Annotated in this window: 17 protein-coding genes; 11 read left to right on the top strand and 6 right to left on the bottom strand. The window is 59.7% G+C overall.

From position 1 onward, the window contains the following. Positions 1-100 precede the first annotated feature (100 nt). Positions 101-712 carry a dTMP kinase gene (locus tag OQ248_RS25230; RefSeq protein ID WP_265814451.1) on the top strand — a complete coding sequence of 204 codons (612 nt, stop codon included), beginning with the start codon at positions 101-103 and terminating at the stop codon, positions 710-712. On the opposite strand, the gene OQ248_RS25225 is transcribed toward OQ248_RS25230, so the two are convergent. Beyond that, the gene (locus tag OQ248_RS25225; RefSeq protein ID WP_265814450.1) at positions 713-1,279 is read right to left on the bottom strand and encodes a helix-turn-helix domain-containing protein; all 567 of its coding nucleotides are present in this window, start codon (positions 1,277-1,279) and stop codon (positions 713-715) included. A 118-nt stretch (positions 1,280-1,397) separates the two neighbouring features. Here OQ248_RS25225 and OQ248_RS25220 point away from each other — a divergent pair, with 118 nt between their 5' ends. From OQ248_RS25220 to OQ248_RS25210, 3 genes are read left to right on the top strand one after another with little or no spacing between them, the layout of a single operon-like run. Continuing rightward, entirely contained in the window at positions 1,398-2,555 is a 1,158-nt protein-coding gene (locus OQ248_RS25220) for a MexC family multidrug efflux RND transporter periplasmic adaptor subunit (RefSeq protein ID WP_265814449.1), read from the top strand. A 27-nt stretch (positions 2,556-2,582) separates the two neighbouring features. Continuing rightward, complete coding sequence (locus OQ248_RS25215) at positions 2,583-5,714, top strand: efflux RND transporter permease subunit (protein WP_265814448.1); 3,132 nt, start codon at positions 2,583-2,585, stop codon at positions 5,712-5,714. A gap of 4 nt (positions 5,715-5,718) precedes the next feature. After that, the gene (locus OQ248_RS25210) at positions 5,719-7,122 is read left to right on the top strand and encodes an efflux transporter outer membrane subunit (RefSeq protein WP_265814447.1); all 1,404 of its coding nucleotides are present in this window, start codon (positions 5,719-5,721) and stop codon (positions 7,120-7,122) included. An 84-nt stretch (positions 7,123-7,206) separates the two neighbouring features. Here OQ248_RS25210 and OQ248_RS25205 read toward each other — a convergent pair whose 3' ends face one another. The 3 genes from OQ248_RS25205 to OQ248_RS25195 all read right to left on the bottom strand — a co-directional run bounded on the left by OQ248_RS25205 (position 7,207) and on the right by OQ248_RS25195 (position 9,838). Further along, positions 7,207-7,773 (bottom strand): transcriptional regulator, encoded by a 567-nt coding sequence (locus tag OQ248_RS25205; protein ID WP_265814446.1) that lies wholly within the window; start codon positions 7,771-7,773, stop codon positions 7,207-7,209. A gap of 134 nt (positions 7,774-7,907) precedes the next feature. Continuing rightward, the gene (locus OQ248_RS25200; protein ID WP_265814445.1) at positions 7,908-8,828 is read right to left on the bottom strand and encodes a LysR family transcriptional regulator; all 921 of its coding nucleotides are present in this window, start codon (positions 8,826-8,828) and stop codon (positions 7,908-7,910) included. Between the two features lie 38 nt (positions 8,829-8,866). After that, positions 8,867-9,838, bottom strand: a complete 972-nt coding sequence (locus tag OQ248_RS25195) for a quinone oxidoreductase (RefSeq protein ID WP_265814444.1) — start codon at positions 9,836-9,838, stop codon at positions 8,867-8,869. Positions 9,839-10,101: 263 nt separating this feature from the next. On the opposite strand from OQ248_RS25195, the gene OQ248_RS25190 reads away from it, so the two are divergent. After that, positions 10,102-10,761 (top strand): carbonic anhydrase, encoded by a 660-nt coding sequence (locus OQ248_RS25190; RefSeq protein ID WP_265814443.1) that lies wholly within the window; start codon positions 10,102-10,104, stop codon positions 10,759-10,761. A gap of 263 nt (positions 10,762-11,024) precedes the next feature. Here the strand turns inward: OQ248_RS25190 and OQ248_RS25185 are convergent, their stop codons facing one another. Beyond that, positions 11,025-12,017, bottom strand: coding sequence for a hypothetical protein (locus tag OQ248_RS25185; protein WP_265814442.1), 993 nt, complete (start codon positions 12,015-12,017; stop codon positions 11,025-11,027). Positions 12,018-12,230: 213 nt separating this feature from the next. Next, entirely contained in the window at positions 12,231-12,800 is a 570-nt protein-coding gene (locus OQ248_RS25180) for a DJ-1/PfpI family protein (RefSeq protein ID WP_265814441.1), read from the bottom strand. A gap of 210 nt (positions 12,801-13,010) precedes the next feature. Between OQ248_RS25180 and OQ248_RS25175 the strand changes: the two genes are divergently transcribed. From OQ248_RS25175 to OQ248_RS25150, 6 genes are all read left to right on the top strand, one after another. Beyond that, entirely contained in the window at positions 13,011-13,811 is an 801-nt protein-coding gene (locus OQ248_RS25175) for a GNAT family N-acetyltransferase (RefSeq protein WP_265814440.1), read from the top strand. 140 nt (positions 13,812-13,951) lie between these two features. Beyond that, on the top strand, positions 13,952-14,293 hold the full coding sequence (locus tag OQ248_RS25170; RefSeq protein WP_265814439.1) for a hypothetical protein: 342 nt from the start codon (positions 13,952-13,954) through the stop codon (positions 14,291-14,293). A gap of 126 nt (positions 14,294-14,419) precedes the next feature. Then, on the top strand, positions 14,420-15,334 hold the full coding sequence (locus OQ248_RS25165) for an AraC family transcriptional regulator (protein WP_265814438.1): 915 nt from the start codon (positions 14,420-14,422) through the stop codon (positions 15,332-15,334). A gap of 308 nt (positions 15,335-15,642) precedes the next feature. Then, complete coding sequence (locus tag OQ248_RS25160) at positions 15,643-16,542, top strand: alpha/beta hydrolase (protein WP_265814437.1); 900 nt, start codon at positions 15,643-15,645, stop codon at positions 16,540-16,542. 65 nt (positions 16,543-16,607) lie between these two features. Then, positions 16,608-17,546, top strand: a complete 939-nt coding sequence (locus OQ248_RS25155) for an alpha/beta hydrolase (protein ID WP_265814436.1) — start codon at positions 16,608-16,610, stop codon at positions 17,544-17,546. Continuing rightward, positions 17,543-18,457: an AraC family transcriptional regulator gene (locus OQ248_RS25150; protein ID WP_265814435.1), complete on the top strand. Its 915-nt coding sequence runs from the start codon at positions 17,543-17,545 to the stop codon at positions 18,455-18,457. The genes OQ248_RS25155 and OQ248_RS25150 overlap by 4 nt, the downstream gene beginning before the upstream one ends. Positions 18,458-18,477: the final 20 nt, after the last annotated feature.

Below are 18,477 nucleotides of genomic sequence, written 5' to 3'. Positions count from 1 at the left end.
ATCATCGGGAAGCAAGTTTAGGCAAAGGGCAGGGATGAGCTGAGTGAATTGCAGAAATGAGGATAGAGTGGTCATCAATGCCTCAATTGTTGTGTGAAAAATGAATCGTTCGCTGTTTGTTTCTCTGGATGGGCCAAAAGGAACCGGCAAAACCACATTACTGGAAGCGGTGACGGCAGTACTGAGGGCCGACAACAAGAAAGTCATCCGGCTTTGCGAGCGAAAAAGCGATCCGGACCGGGGTGCCACCATGGCCCTCGTCAACGAACTTGCCAGAAATCACTCCCGGGATCTGGAGTGGGCGGTGTGTCAGCGCTTTGCTGATAGCCGTCGCTGGATCTCCCGGCACGTGCTGACTGAACAACCGCCGGGCAGCATTATCTTGATCGATCGCTGGTATCCGTCGGACGCCGCGTTTCGCCATACCGTCCCGTTTGCAGAGATTCTCCGGTTGAATATCGAGCGAAACGTGCAGGTGCCAGACCTGCATGTCGGCGTCGTCACCGCGCCGGATATTTCATGGACCAGGGCAAAGGCACGGTCCAGAGGACTGGGCGGTACGGTGATTCAGAAGCACGCGGAGCATGTCGCGTGTACGGAGATGTTCGAGCAAGCGGCTGCCGATCACGGCTGGGTCTTGTGCCGTAATGAAGGCACGATCGAAGACGCAACAATGCAGGTGGTTTCCGAGATCCGTAAATTGTTTGGCTGATCAAGAAAGGCGCCGAGCAGCCAGCACCCCATTCAAAAACATCCGCTCAAGCGTCCGTGCCGAATCGGCATGGGCCGCACGCCCGCGCAGCTCGGCATCCACCAGCCCGTAGACCAACGATACGAACAACTCGGTGAAGATTGCCGCAGTGATGTCGATGCGAAACAGCCCCGCCTGCTGGCCTCGCAAAAAGAACCCGTCCAGCGCCTCCAGGTAAAACAGCCAGCGCCTGCCACCCTGTTCCAGGTCGAGGAAGTCAGGGCGGTATTGCGCCATCAGAAAGGCCAGCAGCTCGCGGTGGGCGAGGTGTTCCCGGATCAATCGGCGTAACGCCTCAAGTGGTTCCAGGTGCTGCAGGCCGGCGTTTTCGATAATCAGCTTCAACGTGCCCTCGGCGTGCTCCTCCAGTTTGGCTGTCAGGTTTTCCCGTGTTCCGCAGTAGCGGTGCAGGGTGGCCTTGCTCACGCCTGCCTGTTGCGCCAGTTCCTTCATCGTCGCCCGCGGCCGGTTGGCCACGGCCAGCGTCAGCGACTTGAGCAGCTGTTCATCATGGGAAATCGAGTTCATCAGAGGCCTTGAGCGGTGTTCATATAAGATTCACAAAATACTCACATGAGACATTATTGACTCATTAGGATTTGAAACGTAGCATTCGCGCCAAATTCGATCAAGCCTTGGGTGAGTTATGGGCAATTTGCGTGCGGTAGGAATGGCGGGTTCGCTGGCAGTCGCCATTGCGTTGGCCGGGTGTGGGCCGGCAAGTGAACAGGCGGCGGTGGCGGAAGTGGCACGCCCGGTAGAAGTGGTGGCGGTGAAGACCGAGCCTTTGGCGCTGACGTCGGAGCTGCCGGGTAGGGTGGAGCCAATGCGCGTCGCGGAAGTGCGTGCTCGTGTGCCGGGCATCGTGATGCAGAAGCGTTTTGAAGAGGGCGCCGATGTGAAAGCCGGGGATCTGTTGTTCCAGATCGATCCGGCACCGCTCAAAGCCGCGTTGTCCCGGGCCGAAGGTGAACTGGCCCGCGCCCAGTCCGTTGCGCTTGAGGCTCAGGCCCGGGTCAAGCGTTATGAACCCTTGGTGAAGATCGAGGCAGTCAGCCAACAGGATTTCGACAGCGCCATGGCTGACCTGCGCAGCGCTCAGGCAGCCACGCGTTCGGCCCAGGCCGATCTGCAAAGCGCCCGGCTGAACCTTGGTTATGCCTCGGTGACGGCACCGATTTCCGGCCGCGTCGGCCGTGCGTTGGTTACCGAAGGGGCGTTGGTCGGGCAGGGGGACGCGACGTTGATGGCGCGGATTCAGCAACTGGATCCGGTCTATGTCGACTTCACCCAATCGGCTGCCGACGCGCTGCGTCTGCGCGAATCGCTCAAGGACGGAAAACTCTCCGCCGACGACAACAAGGCACTGTCGATTCGTGTCGACGGCACTAATTACGAGCGTCAGGGCGCGCTGATGTTTACCGATGTCGCCGTGGATCGCGGCACCGGGCAGGTGTCGTTGCGCGGCAAGTTTGCCAATACCGATGGCGTGCTGTTGCCGGGCATGTACGTCCGCGTGCGCACGCCACAGGGCACCGACAGCCAGGCCATTCTCGTGCCGCAACGTTCGGTGCAACGGGGCAGCGATGGCACTGCTCAGGTGATGGTGGTCGGCGCAGACGAGCGGGTCGAAGCGCGCAGTGTGGTCACCGGCGCCATGCAGGGTTCGCGCTGGCAGATCAGTGAAGGCTTGAAGGCGGGCGATCAAGTGATCGTCGGTGGTCTTGCCGGACTGCAACCGGGGGCCAAGGTCGTGCCGGGTCAGTCTCAGGCCGTGGCTCAGTCGTCCGAGTCGAAACAATAAGGGCGCCGTCGCCGCGAGGATTTCCCGATGTCCAAGTTTTTCATCAAGCGCCCGAACTTTGCCTGGGTGGTGGCGCTCTTCATCTCTCTGGCCGGCCTGCTGGTCATTCCGATGCTGCCGGTGGCGCAGTATCCCGACGTTGCGCCGCCGCAGATCAAAGTCACGGCCACCTATCCCGGTGCCTCGGCGAAAGTGCTGGTGGACTCTGTCACCAGCGTGATCGAAGAGTCGCTCAACGGCGCCAAGAACCTGCTGTATTTCGAGTCGACCAACAACTCCAACGGCATCGCCGAAATTGCGGTGACGTTTCAGCCGGGCACTGATCCGCAGCTCGCTCAGGTCGACGTGCAAAACCGCCTGAAAAAGGCTGAATCGCGCATGCCGCAAGCCGTGCTCACCCAAGGTCTGGAGGTAGAGCAGGCCAGCGCCGGTTTCCTGCTGATCTATGCGCTCAACTATAAGGAGGGCACTCAACACACCGACACGACCGCGCTGGGCGACTACGCCGCGCGCAACATCAATAACGAACTGCGTCGGGTGCCGGGCGTCGGCAAGCTGCAATTCTTCTCTTCCGAAGCCGCGATGCGCATCTGGCTCGACCCGCAGAAACTGGTGGGTTACGGGCTGTCCATCGACGACGTGAGCACCGCGATTCGCGGGCAAAACGTGCAGGTGCCGGCCGGCAGTTTCGGCAGCACGCCGAGCAGCAGCCAGCAGGAACTGACCGCGACCCTGGCGGTGAAAGGCACGCTGGATAATCCGCAAGAGTTCGCACGTATCGTTCTGCGGGCCAACGAGGACGGCTCGACGGTCAAACTGGGCGACGTGGCCCGCGTGGAAATCGGCCAGGAAAGCTACAACTTCAACTCGCGCCTGAACGGCAAACCGGCCGTGGCCGCCGCGATCCAGTTGTCTCCCGGCGCCAACGCAATCCAGACCGCGACCGCCGTCAAGGAACGCCTGGCCGAACTGTCGGCGTACTTCCCGGACGACGTGGAGTATTCCGTTCCCTACGACACCTCGCGTTTCGTCGACGTCGCCATCGAGAAGGTGATTCACACCCTGATCGAGGCGATGGTGCTGGTATTCCTGGTGATGTTCCTGTTCCTGCAGAACATCCGCTACACGCTGATTCCGTCGATTGTGGTGCCGGTGTGCCTGCTCGGCACGCTGGTGATGATGTACCTGCTGGGCTTCTCGGTGAACATGATGACCATGTTCGGCATGGTGCTCGCCATCGGCATTCTGGTGGACGACGCCATCGTGGTGGTGGAGAACGTCGAGCGGATCATGGCCGAAGAAGGGCTGTCACCGGTCGACGCCACGATCAAAGCCATGGGGCAAGTATCCGGTGCGATCATCGGCATTACCCTGGTGTTGTCGGCGGTGTTCATGCCGCTGGCGTTCATGTCCGGTTCGGTGGGTGTGATTTACCAGCAGTTCTCCGTGTCGCTGGCAGTGTCGATCCTGTTCTCGGGTTTCCTCGCGCTGACATTCACGCCGGCGCTGTGCGCCACGCTGCTCAAGCCGATTCCTCAAGGGCACCATGAAAAACGCGGCTTCTTCGGCGCCTTCAACCGTGGTTTTGCGCGGCTCACCGAGCGTTACTCGATCCTCAACAACGGACTGGTCGCCCGTGCCGGGCGGATGATGCTGGTGTATGTGGGCATTATCGCGATGCTCGGTTACTTCTACCTGCGCTTGCCGGAGTCGTTCGTGCCGGTGGAGGACCAGGGCTACATGATCGTTGACATCCAGTTGCCGCCGGGTGCGACCCGTACCCGCACCGAAGCGACCGGCGAACAACTGGAACGCTATCTCGCTTCCCGTGACGCGGTGCAGTCGATGTTCCTGGTCTCGGGCTTCAGCTTCTCCGGGATGGGCGACAACGCGGCGCTGGCATTCCCGGTATTCAAGGACTGGTCGCTGCGTGGCGAAGATCAATCGGCAATGGCCGAGGTCATGGCGCTGAACGAACAATTTGCCGTGACCAACGACGGTGCCGTGATGGCGGTGCCGCCGCCGCCGATTGACGGTTTGGGCAACTCCGGTGGTTTTGCGCTGCGTCTGCAGGATCGCGGCGGACTGGGCCGTGAAGCCTTGCTCGCCGCCCGTGACCAGGTGCTCGGTCAGGCCAACGGTAACCCGAAAATCCTCTACGCCATGATGGAAGGCCTGGCCGAATCGCCGCAGCTGCGCGTAGTGATCGACCGTGACAAGGCGCGCACCCTGGGTGTGAGTTTCGAGTCGATCAGCAGTGCGTTGTCCGCCGCATTCGGTTCCGAAGTGATCAACGACTTCACCAACTCCGGTCGTCAGCAACGTGTGGTGGTACAGGCCGAGCAGGGCGACCGGATGACCCCGGAAAGCGTGCTCAAACTGTACGTGCACAACAGCGCCGGCAATCTGGTGCCGCTGAGCGCCTTCGTCACCACGCACTGGGAAGAAGGCCCGGTGCAACTGGTGCGCTACAACGGTTATCCGTCGATCCGCATTGTCGGTGACGCCGGGCCGGGCTACAGCACCGGTGAGGCCATGGCGGAAATGGAGCGAATCGCCGCGCAGTTGCCGGCGGGTTTCAGCTACGAATGGACGGGGCTGTCGTATCAGGAAAAGGTCTCCAGCGGTCAGGCGACCCAACTGTTCGCGCTGGCGATCCTGGTGGTGTTCCTGTTGTTGGTGGCGCTCTACGAGAGCTGGGCGATTCCGTTGACGGTGATGCTGATCGTGCCGATTGGTGCCATCGGTGCGGTACTCGCGGTGATGGTCGCCGGCATGCCCAACGACGTGTACTTCAAGGTGGGTCTGATCACCATCATCGGTCTGGCGGCGAAGAACGCGATCCTTATCGTCGAGTTCGCCAAGGAACTGTGGGAGAAGGGCTACAGCCTGCGTGACGCCGCTATCGAGGCCGCACGGCTGCGCTTCCGTCCGATCGTCATGACTTCCATGGCGTTCATCCTCGGTGTGGTGCCACTGGCATTGGCCACCGGGGCAGGGGCGGCGAGTCAGCGTGCAATCGGTACCGGCGTGATCGGCGGGATGCTCAGCGCGACGCTGCTGGGTGTGCTGTTCGTCCCGATCTGCTTTGTCTGGGTGCTGTCGCGGTTGCGCCGTAAACCCGCGCCTGTCGAACAACCCGCTTTGGCTCAGGAGTGATTCCATGCGTATTTCAGCATTCTCTACGCTGGTGATCGCCCTGCTGCTGGGCGGTTGCTCGCTGGCACCGACTTATGAACGTCCAGTTGCGCCGGTTGCCGAGCACTGGGCGGGAGAGACGACGAAGCAGGGCAGTCCGATCAATCAACTGGCGTGGCAGACGTTTATTGTCGATCCCGAGCTGCGCCGCTTGGTGATGATCGCCCTGGACAACAACCGCTCACTACGCCAAACGCTTCTGGACATCGAGCAGGCCCGGGCGCAGTACCGCATTCAGCGGGCCGACCGGGTTCCGGGCCTGAATGCCGGCGCATCCGGCAATCGTCAGCGCTTGCCGGCGGATCTGGCCAGCAACGGCCAGGCAGGCGTTGCCAGCAGTTATCAGGTCGGCGTGTCGCTGCCGGAATACGAGCTGGATCTGTTCGGCCGGGTGAAGAGCCTCACTGACTCTGCATTGCAGGAGTATCTGGCGACTGAAGAAGCGGCCCGCGCCGCGCAAATCGCCCTGATTGCCGAAGTCAGCCAGGCTTATCTGATTCACGATGGCGCCCAGCGTCGCCTGGATCTGACCCAACAAACCCTGATCAGCCGCGAATATTCTTTCGCGCTGATCAGTCAGCGCCGCTCAAACGGCACGGCCACAGCGCTGGATTATCAGGAAGCACTGGGGCTGGTCGAGCAATCGCGCGCCGAACAGGAAAGCAATCTGCGGCAGAAACAGCAGGCCTTCAACGCGCTGGTGTTGTTGCTCGGCACCAAGGATGCGGCGAAGGCGATCCCTGAACGGCTGTCGACGGAGCCGATGCTGGTTCAGGACATTGCGCCTGACACCACCTCGACCTTGATCGAGCGCCGCCCGGACATCCTCGCCGCCGAGCATCGATTGCAGGCGCGCAATGCCGACATCGGCGCTGCTCGGGCGGCGTTCTTTCCGCGTATCAGCCTGACCGGCAGCTTCGGCACGTCCAGCGCGCAAATGTCCGGTTTGTTCGACGGAGGCTCGCGGTCCTGGAGTTTTGTGCCGAACCTGACGCTGCCGTTGTTCGATGCCGGGCGCAACAGTGCCGGCCTGAGCCTGGCGGAAGCGCGCAAGGACTCGGCGGTGGCGGCCTACGAAGGCACGATTCAGACGGCGTTTCGCGAGGTCGCTGATGCACTGGCCGCCACCGACACTTTGCGCCGGGAAGAAGCGGCGCGACGCGCATTGGCTAATACCAGCAGCGAAACCCTGAAACTGGCCAAGGCGCGTTATGAAGGTGGTATCGACAGTCACCTGCGCTACCTCGATGCCCAGCGCACCAGTTTCGTCAACGAAACGGCATTTATCGAAGTCAGCACCCAGCGGCAGATTGCCCTGGTCGATCTGTTCCGCTCGCTGGGCGGAGGCTGGTCGCCGGACAAGTCCTGACAACAGCTCCTTTGGGTTGGCACGTCCAGCCATTCAGCCCCGTGAACCGAGAGGTCACGGGGCTTTTTTTTGCCTGGCGGAACGTTATTGAGGACGGACGGGATTGGCAGCGCCATGCAGGAACATCTGTTCCACGACGTTGGCCGAGTTGGCACTGGCGGCACGCCCACGGCGTTCGGCATCGACCATGGCGAAGATCATGGTCAGGAACAGCTCGGTGAAGACCGCCGCCGTGATATCGATACGGAACGCGCCCAATTGCTGACCGCGCAGAAAGAATGCATCGAGGGCATCGAGGTAGAACTGCCAGCGCTTGCCTTCTTCGGTGTCGGTGAACGTGTCGGGGCGATACTGAAAGAGCAGGAACACCAGCATTTCACGATGTGCCAGATGCTCATTCACCAGACCGCGCAGGGCTTGCACCGGATCGCCATTCAACAGGTCGGTCGTGGTGGTGATCTGGTTCAGAACGGTCTCACCATGGCTTTCCATGATCTGCACCAGATTGTCACGGGTGCCGCAGAAACGGTGCAGCGTCGCCTTGCTGACGCCGGCGGCTTCAGCCAGTTCCTTGAGCGTCGCGCGTGGACGATCAACGATGGCCAGGGCCAGTGCCTTGATGAGTCGTTCGTCTTGGGGAGTCAGGGACATCAGTGGGTCTCGGAGCGAATTTCAATGCGAGGGATTGTGCAGGAAAAGCCCCGTACCCGACCAGTTGAAATTCCCCCGGAACCCCGGCCTGCCTGAGTTTTCGTAGAGTTCTCGCTATTTCGGCGCAGGCTTTGTCATGTCCGCCAGGGTGCGCCTTCGGCAAATGCTCTCTCGATCCAGTCCTTGAACGCTGTCGTTGTCGCCGTGTTGAACCGCGCCGACGGCCGAACCAGATAGACCCCCGCGTCGGTATCCAGCTGCCATTCGGGTAGCACCCGCACCAGACGTCCCTCGCGCAGGTCTTTGGTCATCAGCCAGTCACCACCGGCCAGAATCCCCACCCCCATGCGAGCGGCGCACAGCTGTGCTTCATTATCGTTGCTCACCAGACGGCTCCGCACCCGAATGGCGATTTTTTCCCCGGCACGTGTCAGTTTCCACTCGGGATACGAATGCAAACCGGTGAATCCCAGACAATGATGGGCAGCGAGATCTGCCGGTGTTTTCGGTTTGCCGTGCTGTTGAAGGTAAGAGGGAGCGGCACACAGGATTCGGCGGTGATCGCAAAGTTTTTTCGCCACCAGTCGATTGTCTGCCAACTCGCCGATACGGATCGCTGCGTCGAATCCCTCGGCGACGATATCGACGAAGCGCTCGGCGTATTCAACTTCAAGCGCCACATTTGAATGTGCCTGGGCGAAGGCTGAAACGATGTCGCCCAACCACAGCCGTCCCATGGCAGCCGGCAAGGCAATGCGCAAACGCCCGCGAATTTCGGCAGCGCCCTCGCGGGCATCCTGCTCCGCATCGGCGATCAGACTGATCGCATGCCCGAACCGGGCCACCAGACGTTGCCCTTCATCAGTGAAGCGCAATTGCCGGGTAGTACGCTCGACCAGCCGTACCCCCAGCCGCGACTCCAGAGCGCCAAGGCGTTTCGAAAGCACCGAGGGATGGCGCTGCAACATTCGACCCGCTTCTGCAAACGAGCCGTGCTCGGACAGGGCCAGCAGGGTGGCGACCTCATCAGCCTGACGGCTATCGAACAGATCCATGCAGCGGCAACCCTCGTGAATGACGCGGTAAAAAAAACTCAAGGCACCAGCACAACTGCACCCGATAGACCGCCCCGGTGCAAGTCGGCGTGGGCCTGGGCGGCCTCCGACAGCGGATAACGACGCCCGACGTTGGGCCGGATGATACCGGCGTCAATGGCTTGCAACACGTCTTTTGCGCGCTGCTGGTATTCCTCCGGCGTAGCGGTGTGGGCAGCGAGGGAGGGTCGGGTCAGGAACAGCGAACCCTTGGCATTCAGAGTGCTGATCTCCACCGGCATCGGCGCGCCCGACGACATGCCGAACGACACCAGCAACCCGCGTGGGCGCAGGCAGTTCAACGACGCCTCGAAAGACACCCGGCCAATCGGGTCGTACACCACATCCACTTTCCCGCCTATCGTGATGTCGATCACCGACTGGGCCAGCGTCGCTGCATCGAACACCAACACCTCATCACACCCCGCCAACCTGGCCCGCTCGACACTCTCGGCGCTGGACACCACACCGATCACAAATGCCCCCAAATGCCTGGCCCACGGCACCATGATCTGACCCAATGCACCGGCCGCGCCGTAGATCAACACCGTCGAACCCGGCCCGACGGGGTAAGTGGACTTGAGCAGATACTGCGCGGTGATGCCCTTGAACAGCACGGCGGCGTCCTCGAAACTCAGGCTGTCGGGGATCTTCACCAGCCGATCGGCCGGATAGAGGCGGGCGCTGGCATAAGCCCCGATGGGGCCAGTGGCATAGGCGACCCGGTCGCCGACCAGCACATTCGTCACATCCGCCCCTGTTGCCACGACGCGCCCGGCACCTTCAAGCCCCAAACCGGAAGGCAGCGCCAACGGCACAGCACCGGAACGTTGGCTCAAATCGAGCGGATTGACACCAATGGCGAACTGCTCCAACCAGACCTCGCCGGGACCGGGCGCCTGCACCTTGGCGTGCTCAAACTGAATGATTTGAGGCTCACCGGTTCGGTTTATGACAGCAGTGGTGACCATGTTTAACGCTCCCTTGAGTTGATTGTGGGGAGAGTTTAAGCGCGTGCATGGGAAGCACTAGTGGGGATGGTTGCAGTTCATACGTGCATGCTGTGCAGCAACTGGCAAAGATTTCGCATACCCAACACCTCGACTCAATCCACCGACCACCATTGATTGAATACATCCAATGCTCGCGAGGTCTGCAATAATGACCACCATTGCGGCGCGAGGGCATGTCGAGTGCTCGTGTCGGTATCCGGCATTTTGATTTGGAGGATTCCATGCGTGACATCATTGATGGCTTTCTGCGTTTCCAGCGCGAGGTCTATCCGCAACGTGTCGAGCTTTTCAAGCAGCTCGCGACAGAACAGAACCCGAAGGCGTTGTTCGTCACCTGCTCGGACAGTCGTGTAGTACCTGAACTCCTCACACAGCGCGAACCGGGCGAGCTGTTCGTGATCCGCAACGCCGGCAACATCGTGCCGTCGTACGGCCCTGAACCGGGCGGTGTTTCGGCCACCGTCGAATACGCGGTTGCCGTGCTCGGCGTAAAGGACATCGTGATCTGCGGCCACTCGGACTGCGGGGCGATGGGCGCGATTTCACGCTGCACGTGCCTGGATCATCTTCCGGCCGTTGCCAATTGGCTTCGCCACTCGGACGCCGCGAAAGCGATCAATGCCGCGCATGAATTCGATACGCCGCGTGACAAGCTCGATGGCCTCGTGCGTGAAAACGTGATCGCACAACTGGCGAATCTGCGCACGCATCCCTCGGTGGCGCTCGCGCTTGAGCAGGGGCGCTTGAATCTGCATGGCTGGGTGTATGACATCGAGGCGGGCTGCATCGATGCGCTGGATGGTGCGACTCGACGCTTCGTCAAACTTTCCGAATCACCGACCACCGTTGCCGTTGCTGCGCGCAACGTTGATCAGGTGTAGCGGCGACGGATCGGCACTCTTCGATCATCTGGCCGAGCAGCTCGGGTTGACGGGTTTGCGTGGGCCGTCGATCCGGGTTTACGGCTTTGGTGTCCTGGCTGGCCACCGCCTCGCCATTTTTGCGGGCGGAGGCCTCACGGGCTTGTATCAGGAGCGCTTGTTGTCGTGCTGATACGCGATCACCGCCATCCTGTGCAAAGGTTTGGTTGGTCGCAATCAGAAGAGCGGGCAGCAGAGCAGGTGTGCCGAATTTCATCGTTAAGTCAAAATTCGACTTTATAGTTCAATTTGAGTATCAGATCCGGAACGCCCCCAATTGTTTTCAATAAACCCATCGCGCCATCAGCCACTTTGCGGCAATCCAAAGGCATGCAGACGGTCGTAACGGGTTGATGCATTAGTTTGTTGCGTACACGATCTCGGAGGTCGTCCAGGAGGGCGAACAAATCTGGACTGATCGTACCGCTGCTGCTTAAGTTGTTGAGCATGTCGCCTACAGTCGGTTTTTTTGAGTTGTGAACCGTTTTGTGTAAGTCCCATAACTGCTTGAGAGAGGACTCGACAACAAACCAGATCATCGTGAACGATCCTCTGAAGTCGTGGTTGCTGAATGCGAACTTTGCTTTGGCGATCAAAGCGAGTCGCTTGATTAGTTCCGGGCTTTCGATGGCTTGTTCAAAATGCTGCAATGCGCTTTTGATCGTAGCAGCCTTCACCTTTGTGAAACTTGACCATGTCCCAATGTCGTAGGAGGGTGTCGAATAGGTGCTTATGAATGATGTGCATCTTGCAGCCATCAAAGATAATTTGTTCGTGTGATTTTTCCGCACAGGGTTTTGTCCGATAAAGCCGACACGGCAGGTATCCTCCATCGATACCGCACAGAACGAAATTTCTCCGGAATCAGCGCAGGCGATGGATTCAGACTCAATGTAAAGCTGCATTACATTGGCATAATCCATATGTTCGTCCCACCATTGAACGGCTTCTGCAATCTGGTCAGGGTCGCTCATGGACGGACGGGTCTTCGCTAATTCACTCATATGAAGCAGCATCAGCCCGTCGACGCAGATGACCGCTGAAAATTTCGGTGTGAGGTGCCAAATCACCGGGTCGGGAATAATGCCATTCAGCTTGCGGCGATCAGTCGGATCGTCGACATCCAACCAGTCCTCAACCCAGAACCCTTTTTCATCATAAAATCCGATGTAATCTTCGATGTCGTCGTTGCTTGAAATGGTGTACAAAATTTTCACTCGATATTTAACTTGAGGGCGATGTCAGATGTTCATATGTCAGTCCGCAGTATAATCAAGTCACACTGACGTTGATTGGCCGAGCTCATTCACCACGGCCACGCCTCATTGTCTGACACTTGCCGAAGATGCGGAGATGCGCTCGGCAGCCATCGGCCATGGGCGGCCACTCGAATACATCACCTTGATCAGCTGTTTTGCAGGTCGAAGCGGTCACCGATGTTCCGCTCCCAACATTGACCTGAACTGAGAAATGCTATCTGAAGATAGCCCGGCACCTTCGAACACTGCGCAGGTGAAGCTGACGGGTGCAGGGCCTGGAGCAGTTATGATGCGGTCTGCAACCACAGCCACCGGACTGTTTCGATAAAGCTCGCGCCCTTCATAACCTACGGCATTCTGTTCTAAGAAGTCAGCGCTGTTCGAGGTATGAGGAACCGTGTCGAGAAGCCCGGCCCTGGCAAGTGCCAGCGTTCCCCCACAGATACCGGCAATTGTTGTTCCATTTGAACGACTGGCATGAAGAAAGCCTCGAATATCCGGTGCTTCTGCACTTTCCCAAACCACTCCTCCAATGACGACAACAACGTCCGGTTTCCAGTCCAGACATTGTTGCAAACTGCTATCGACAGTTACAGCCAATCCACCTTGCGAGCGGAACTGACCCGTAGCAGAAGCGAAAAACCTGACGTCGATCCCGTAAAACGGGGACGCAGTTCCAGCAATGAAAGCATATTCCCAGTCCGCGAAACCGGGTGTAAGTATCAATCCCACACGTGCCATCAGTCAGAATCCTCCATGAATGCCAATAACATTTGGCGACGAAAAATATACATCAAGGGCAGCTTCGGGTTGATTGCAGTCTGCCACGAATGGCAATAGTCGACCCAAAGCAGCAGTGAAGCTGAGCCGGGCACTGGTACGTACCTGGACGCAAGCGTATTGTTCGACGCGCTTCACCTCTCGTGGAGTTTTAAAAAAAGGATGACGAACATGGATGTTGAACTTGCTCATAAGATTGAGGCCGCAGAAAGCGAATATCTACGTTCACGCGTTGAGAGCTTGGCAGAGATAAGCGGAAATCCTTATGGCGCGCGTGTTTTTTTCAACGCGGACTTTCCGTGCTTTCAGGTGAACGCATCGCCAAGCCCAATGTTCAACCGCATTTATGGTGACATCACCAGCGATCCCCAAGCAGTGTTGAATTTGCTCAATGAGTCAGCGGCACGATCGACTGTAATTCCTCTTATCGGGAAATCTTCGGCGCTGGAGCAATACGTTGTTGTGGGCGGAACACGCCTTGAGCGTTTGAGGGGCTGGACTCATCTGCAATTAGCTTGTGCTATTGAAAAGGTGATTTTGAGTCGTCACTCATTCGAAATTGAAGAGGTCACATCGAAGACTCTGGCTCTATTCGCAGAAGTACATGCGAGTGGCTTTCATACCAAGCCGGAGCATCGTCTTCTGAATCAGGCTTCCTTTGCAGGCCTGGTGCCTGACGGACGTCTGAAAATCTACGTATTGAAAGCGGGAGGGATGGTGGTAGCAGGGGCTTCGATGTACCTGGCCAGCAACGGCATTGCCTACCTTGGAACGGCGGCGACAGGAAAGGATGCCCGGGGCCACGGCTACCACCGAGCACTGATCTTTCACCGAATAGAGCAAGCAAAGAAGCATGGCTGTCATTGGGTCGCCGCGACCGCGCTGGCCAGCTCCCAGAGCCGCCGAAATCTGGAACGTGCCGGGTTAACGGTATCCCATGCCCAAGCACTGTACCGCCTGATAGACAGCTGAGATATACGGCTGAGAATGACCGTCCGCTACTGGCTGGTTGTTGCCCGTCGTCACCGGCGGCACTGGGTCGCTTTCTGCCTCACGCCACGGCAGCAATCGGCCAGTTGCTGTCTGTCTCCACGGAGGGTGAGGGCTGGAAAGTGGCGATCGGCAGAGTGGTGCGTGGCGTTGCGGGTTACTACAACGAGCATCCGGCGGCGGCCGCTTTGCTCATGCGCGGCAACTTCACCCCGACCGACTGCAAGGCCCACGAGGAGAAAGGCGCCATGATCGGCAACCTCCTGCGTCATTTCTTGCAGGCTCAGGGAGTGCTTCACGACTTGCCACGGCAACCGGATGCCGCGACGCTGGCGGTCGATATCGCGTTTGCCTGCATGCGTTATGGATACCTCACAGAAGGCTGCATCAGTGAAGCAATCTCTGTCGAGGCAACGGAAGCGACGATCGCTTATCTGTCTCGCTGGGAAGGGTTGGTGGGCTGATACGCGATGACTGCACGCGCATCGGCCGGACAATGACGGTGCCGATGCGCGAAGGCGCAGCCGTGAATCAGGTTCAGCGTTATGATTTGTCCCCATGTATGGCGGCAATCGCGTAAGGAACCACCGATGACTCACCTTCAACCCGACGATCTGATCGAGGCGGACCTGACGGGCCTGGCATCCTTGATTGCGCGACAGGCCACCCATGCCGGGGATTTTCCCACCCGGTTACCGGCGTTGAGTCTGCACCGTCGCACGTCCCCGACAGATCCCATGCCGTGCATCTACGGCCTGGGTCTTGGCGTGGTGGCCCAGGGCAGCAAACAGGTATTGCAGCAGGAAGCCGTGCTGCATTTCCGTGCGGGGCAGGGGATGTTGACCAGCATCGACCAACCGGTGGTGTCCCATGTTGCCCAGGCGTCGGTGGCGAAGCCTTTTCTCGGGATGATGCTGACGCTGGATGTCAGCCAGATCATGCGCATCGCCTCCGAACTGCAACTGCCGCCTCCGTCGAGGGCCGGTACCCATCACGCCATCGTCATTGCCGAACTGGACCCCGGACTGGTCCGGGCCCTCGAGCGTCTGCTGGGTCTGCTGGAGGAGCCGGAACTCGTCGATCATCTGGCGCCTCTTGTCCAGCAAGAGATCATCGTCCGGTTGTTGGTGGGTCAATATGGCATGGCGTTGCGTCATCTGATTGCCACGGGTTCGCCGATGCAACAGATCGCCAGGGTTGTCGCATGGCTGAAGCAGAACCTGGCCGAGCCTATGCGCATCGACCATCTGGCCGAGCGGGTGCACATGAGTCCTTCCACTTTTCGTCAGCACTTTCGCACGCTCACGGGTGTGAGCCCGCTGCAGTTCCACAAGCAATTACGGTTGCAGGAGGCCAGGCAGTTGATGATCAACCAGCATCTGGACGCGGGGCAGGCAGCGGGGAGGGTGGGGTACGAAAGCGCCTCGCAGTTCAGTCGCGAGTACAGCCGGGCCTTCGGCGCGCCGCCGCAACGGGACATCCGGCGTATGCGCCAGCCAGGCTGACCTGTCTGCGTAACAGGCAATCGAGCAAGGAGCCAATTTCCCCGCCGGCAGCAGGCCTGTGGTCTTGCGCGCCCGTAAACACAAGGCTCTCGCGAGTTTTCGGGAGAGTGTGATGAATCCGCATTCTCCTTGAAACGTGCAATTAAGGAGTCGGAATAGGCAAAAACACCCGCAGAGCCCTTCTTATACTGGACTCCAACGAAGGGCAGGCAACCTGCACGACTCAGTCGAAGCGAAAACACCTCGCCCTCCGCAACCCGGCAATCGCGCCAACTGGCGCTGCGCGCTGCTCTATCGGAGGCAACACCATGCAAAACGTTCAGTTCAAGAACCGCAACATCGAGATGGCTGGTCACCTCTACTTGCCCGCTGCATTCGTTGAAGGCCAACAATACCCGGCGATCATTACCGTTCATCCAGGGGGCGGTGTGAAAGAGCAGACGGCCGGCACTTACGCCCGGCTGTTGGCCGAGCAGGGTTTCGTCACCCTGGCGTTCGATGCGTCCTATCAAGGTGCCAGTGGCGGCGAGCCGCACTTTCTCGATGAGCCCATGAATCGCGTGGCCGACGTGTACAGCGCCGTCGACTACCTGACCACCCTCGGTTTTGTCGATGCTCAGCGCATCGGCGTGCTGGGCATCTGCGCCGGTGGCGGCTTCGCGGCCAAGGCGGCGTCGGTCGACCGCCGGATCAAGGCCCTGGCCACCGCCAGTGCGGTCAACGTAGGGACTGCCACTCGTAAAGGCTGGGAAGGCAAGGGTTCCATCAACGATTTGCTGCCGGTCCTGGATGCCCTGGCTGGACAGCGCTCGGCAGAAGCGGCGGGCGCCGAGCCCGTGTATGCCCCTTACGTACCGCAACTGGGTGATACCAGTGCGCCCCGTGATCTTCAGGAGGCGGCCGACTACTACCTCACGCCTCGTGCCCAGCACCCGAACGCACAGAACAAGATGCTGATGAATGGTCTCGGCGCCTGGGTCGCGTTTGATGCGTTCGACCTGATCGACCAGTTGCTGGCCCAGCCGACACTGATCATCGCCGGCAGCGAGGCCGGTTCGCTGTGGCACAGCCAGGAGCTGCATGCCAAGGCGCTGGGGCAAAAGGAACTGGTGGTGCTCGACGGTCTGGCTCACATGGATCTGTACGACGGTCCCGGGGTCAACACGGCCATGGAACACCTGGCGCCGTTCTTCCGCACCAGCCTCTGAGTACGTCGGGCGGCGCGGGTCTTGCGCCGCTCTCCCTCCTTTCCGATTTACGCCTGGAGAATCACATGAGCACTGTCACTATCAAGCACGTTCGCTATCAGAATCTGGGCTGGGAAACCGCAGCGGATTTATATCTACCACCCGATTTCGATGCCTCCAGAAAATACCCGGCGATTGTCAGCACCCACCCGGTCGGCAGTTGCAAGGAACAGACCTCAGGCAACGTCTACGGCGCAGGTCTGGCCAAAGAAGGGTTTGTGGTAATTGCCTTCGATGCCAGTTTCCAGGGTGAGAGCGGTGGTGAGCCACGCTTCATCGAAGACCCGTCGATCCGCGTTTCGGACATCCGCTTCGCCATCGATTATCTGGTCACGCTGACCTACGTCGATCCGGCGCGCATCGGCGCCATCGGTATCTGTGGTGGGGGCGCGTACACCGTACACGCTGCCAGCACCGACCACAGGATCAAAGCGCTGGTCTCGATCACCGGGGTCAATTTCGGGCGACTGATCCGTGAAGGCTTCAGCAACTTCGATCCGGTCACGGCGCTGCAAGCCATGGCTGCCCAGCGCACCGCAGAAGCCCAGGGCGGCGCCCGACATGTCATCAACTATCTGCCGGCATCGGTGGAAGAGGGACGCAACGCGGGCATCACCGATATCGACGTGCTCGAAGCGACCGAGTACTACAAGACGTCGCGCGGACAGCAGCCCAACGGCGCTACCAGCGGCCTGTTTTCGTTCAACAGCGCAGCCTTTGGCTGGGATGCGTTTCTGCATGCCGAAGTGCTGTTGACGCAGCCGCTGCTGGTGGTAATCGGTGACAAGCCCGGCGGTTTCGGAGCATACCGCGATGGCTGGGAAATCTACGGCCGGGCCGCCTCGGCCGACAAACAGATTTACGTGGCAGAAGGCTGGTCGCATTACGACCTTTACGACAAGCCCGAGCCTGTCGCACTGGCCATGGCCCAGGCTGTGCCGTTCCTGCGCAAGCATCTGCAGTGAAGCCTGATTCCGAATCGTCGCGGCTGTCCTTCAACGACAGCCGCGACCTGGCCATTGCCATTGCCCGCATCGCTCCGTCGGACGGTGACTACGAGACGGCCATTCCCGGTCTGACTCTGCATCGCCGTCGGGCTGTGACCCAGCCGATGCACTGCATCTACGGTCTGGGACTGGGGATCACTGCACAAGGCCGGAAGCAGGTCGTGCTGGGTGATCAGATCCTGAATTTCGGTCCGGGTCAGTCGTCGCTGACCGCTGTCGATCTGCCCGTGGTCTCCACAGTGATGGAGGGAAGTCACACCGAGCCGTTCCTGGGCCTGATGTTGCAGCTGGCACCTCAGGACATCTTGCAACTGGCCACTGAAATGCGCCTGCCGGCGCCGGCCCGCGATTGTGATTTCTGTTCGATCGCCGTTGAGTCTTTGACCGAGGGGTTGCTGGATGCCGTGCTGCGTCTCGTGCAGTTGCTGGCCGATCCGGTGCTGTTGCCTTGTCTTGCGCCGCTGCTGAAGCGAGAGATCGCTTACCGGTTACTCGCCGGCCCCCACGGTGCACAGTTGTGCCATCTGATCAATCAGGGAGCACCCAGCCAACAGATCGCCGGCGCCATCAACTGGCTCAAGCGCCATTTCGCCGAGCCGCTGAAGATCGAACAGCTGGCTGCCGGCTGTCATATGAGTCCTTCCACGTTCCGCCAGCACTTTCGCTCGATCACCGGCTTGAGCCCCCTGCAGTACCAAAAGCAACTGCGTCTGCAGGAGGCCCGTCAGTTGATGCTGACGCGGAACCTGGATGCAAGCGTGACGGCGTCTCGGGTCGGCTATGAAAGCGCCTCGCAGTTCAGCCGTGAATACGCCCGGCTGTTTGGTCAGCCACCTCAACGCGACATCCGCCGCTTGCGCCTGAACTGAATCACATCCATTGCCATCGG

Source organism: Pseudomonas sp. COW5 (genome assembly GCF_026240005.1).
GTDB lineage: Bacteria > Pseudomonadota > Gammaproteobacteria > Pseudomonadales > Pseudomonadaceae > Aquipseudomonas > Aquipseudomonas kribbensis.
The sequence above is the reverse complement of the archived record's forward strand: the minus strand, read 5'-3'. Positions and strand labels throughout refer to the sequence as shown.

Excerpts from the sequence above, each read along its gene's own strand:
- OQ248_RS25180 (WP_265814441.1), bottom strand. The coding sequence starts at position 12,800 with ATGGCACGTGTGGGATTGATACTTACACCCGGTTTCGCGGACTGGGAA.
- OQ248_RS25190 (WP_265814443.1), top strand. The coding sequence starts at position 10,102 with ATGCGTGACATCATTGATGGCTTTCTGCGTTTCCAGCGCGAGGTCTAT.
- OQ248_RS25220 (WP_265814449.1), top strand. The coding sequence starts at position 1,398 with ATGGGCAATTTGCGTGCGGTAGGAATGGCGGGTTCGCTGGCAGTCGCC.
- OQ248_RS25225 (WP_265814450.1), bottom strand. The coding sequence starts at position 1,279 with ATGAACTCGATTTCCCATGATGAACAGCTGCTCAAGTCGCTGACGCTG.
- OQ248_RS25165 (WP_265814438.1), top strand. The coding sequence starts at position 14,420 with ATGACTCACCTTCAACCCGACGATCTGATCGAGGCGGACCTGACGGGC.
- OQ248_RS25215 (WP_265814448.1), top strand. The coding sequence starts at position 2,583 with ATGTCCAAGTTTTTCATCAAGCGCCCGAACTTTGCCTGGGTGGTGGCG.
- OQ248_RS25160 (WP_265814437.1), top strand. The coding sequence starts at position 15,643 with ATGCAAAACGTTCAGTTCAAGAACCGCAACATCGAGATGGCTGGTCAC.
- OQ248_RS25195 (WP_265814444.1), bottom strand. The coding sequence starts at position 9,838 with ATGGTCACCACTGCTGTCATAAACCGAACCGGTGAGCCTCAAATCATT.
- OQ248_RS25210 (WP_265814447.1), top strand. The coding sequence starts at position 5,719 with ATGCGTATTTCAGCATTCTCTACGCTGGTGATCGCCCTGCTGCTGGGC.
- OQ248_RS25205 (WP_265814446.1), bottom strand. The coding sequence starts at position 7,773 with ATGTCCCTGACTCCCCAAGACGAACGACTCATCAAGGCACTGGCCCTG.
- OQ248_RS25175 (WP_265814440.1), top strand. The coding sequence starts at position 13,011 with ATGGATGTTGAACTTGCTCATAAGATTGAGGCCGCAGAAAGCGAATAT.
- OQ248_RS25155 (WP_265814436.1), top strand. The coding sequence starts at position 16,608 with ATGAGCACTGTCACTATCAAGCACGTTCGCTATCAGAATCTGGGCTGG.
- OQ248_RS25230 (WP_265814451.1), top strand. The coding sequence starts at position 101 with ATGAATCGTTCGCTGTTTGTTTCTCTGGATGGGCCAAAAGGAACCGGC.
- OQ248_RS25200 (WP_265814445.1), bottom strand. The coding sequence starts at position 8,828 with ATGGATCTGTTCGATAGCCGTCAGGCTGATGAGGTCGCCACCCTGCTG.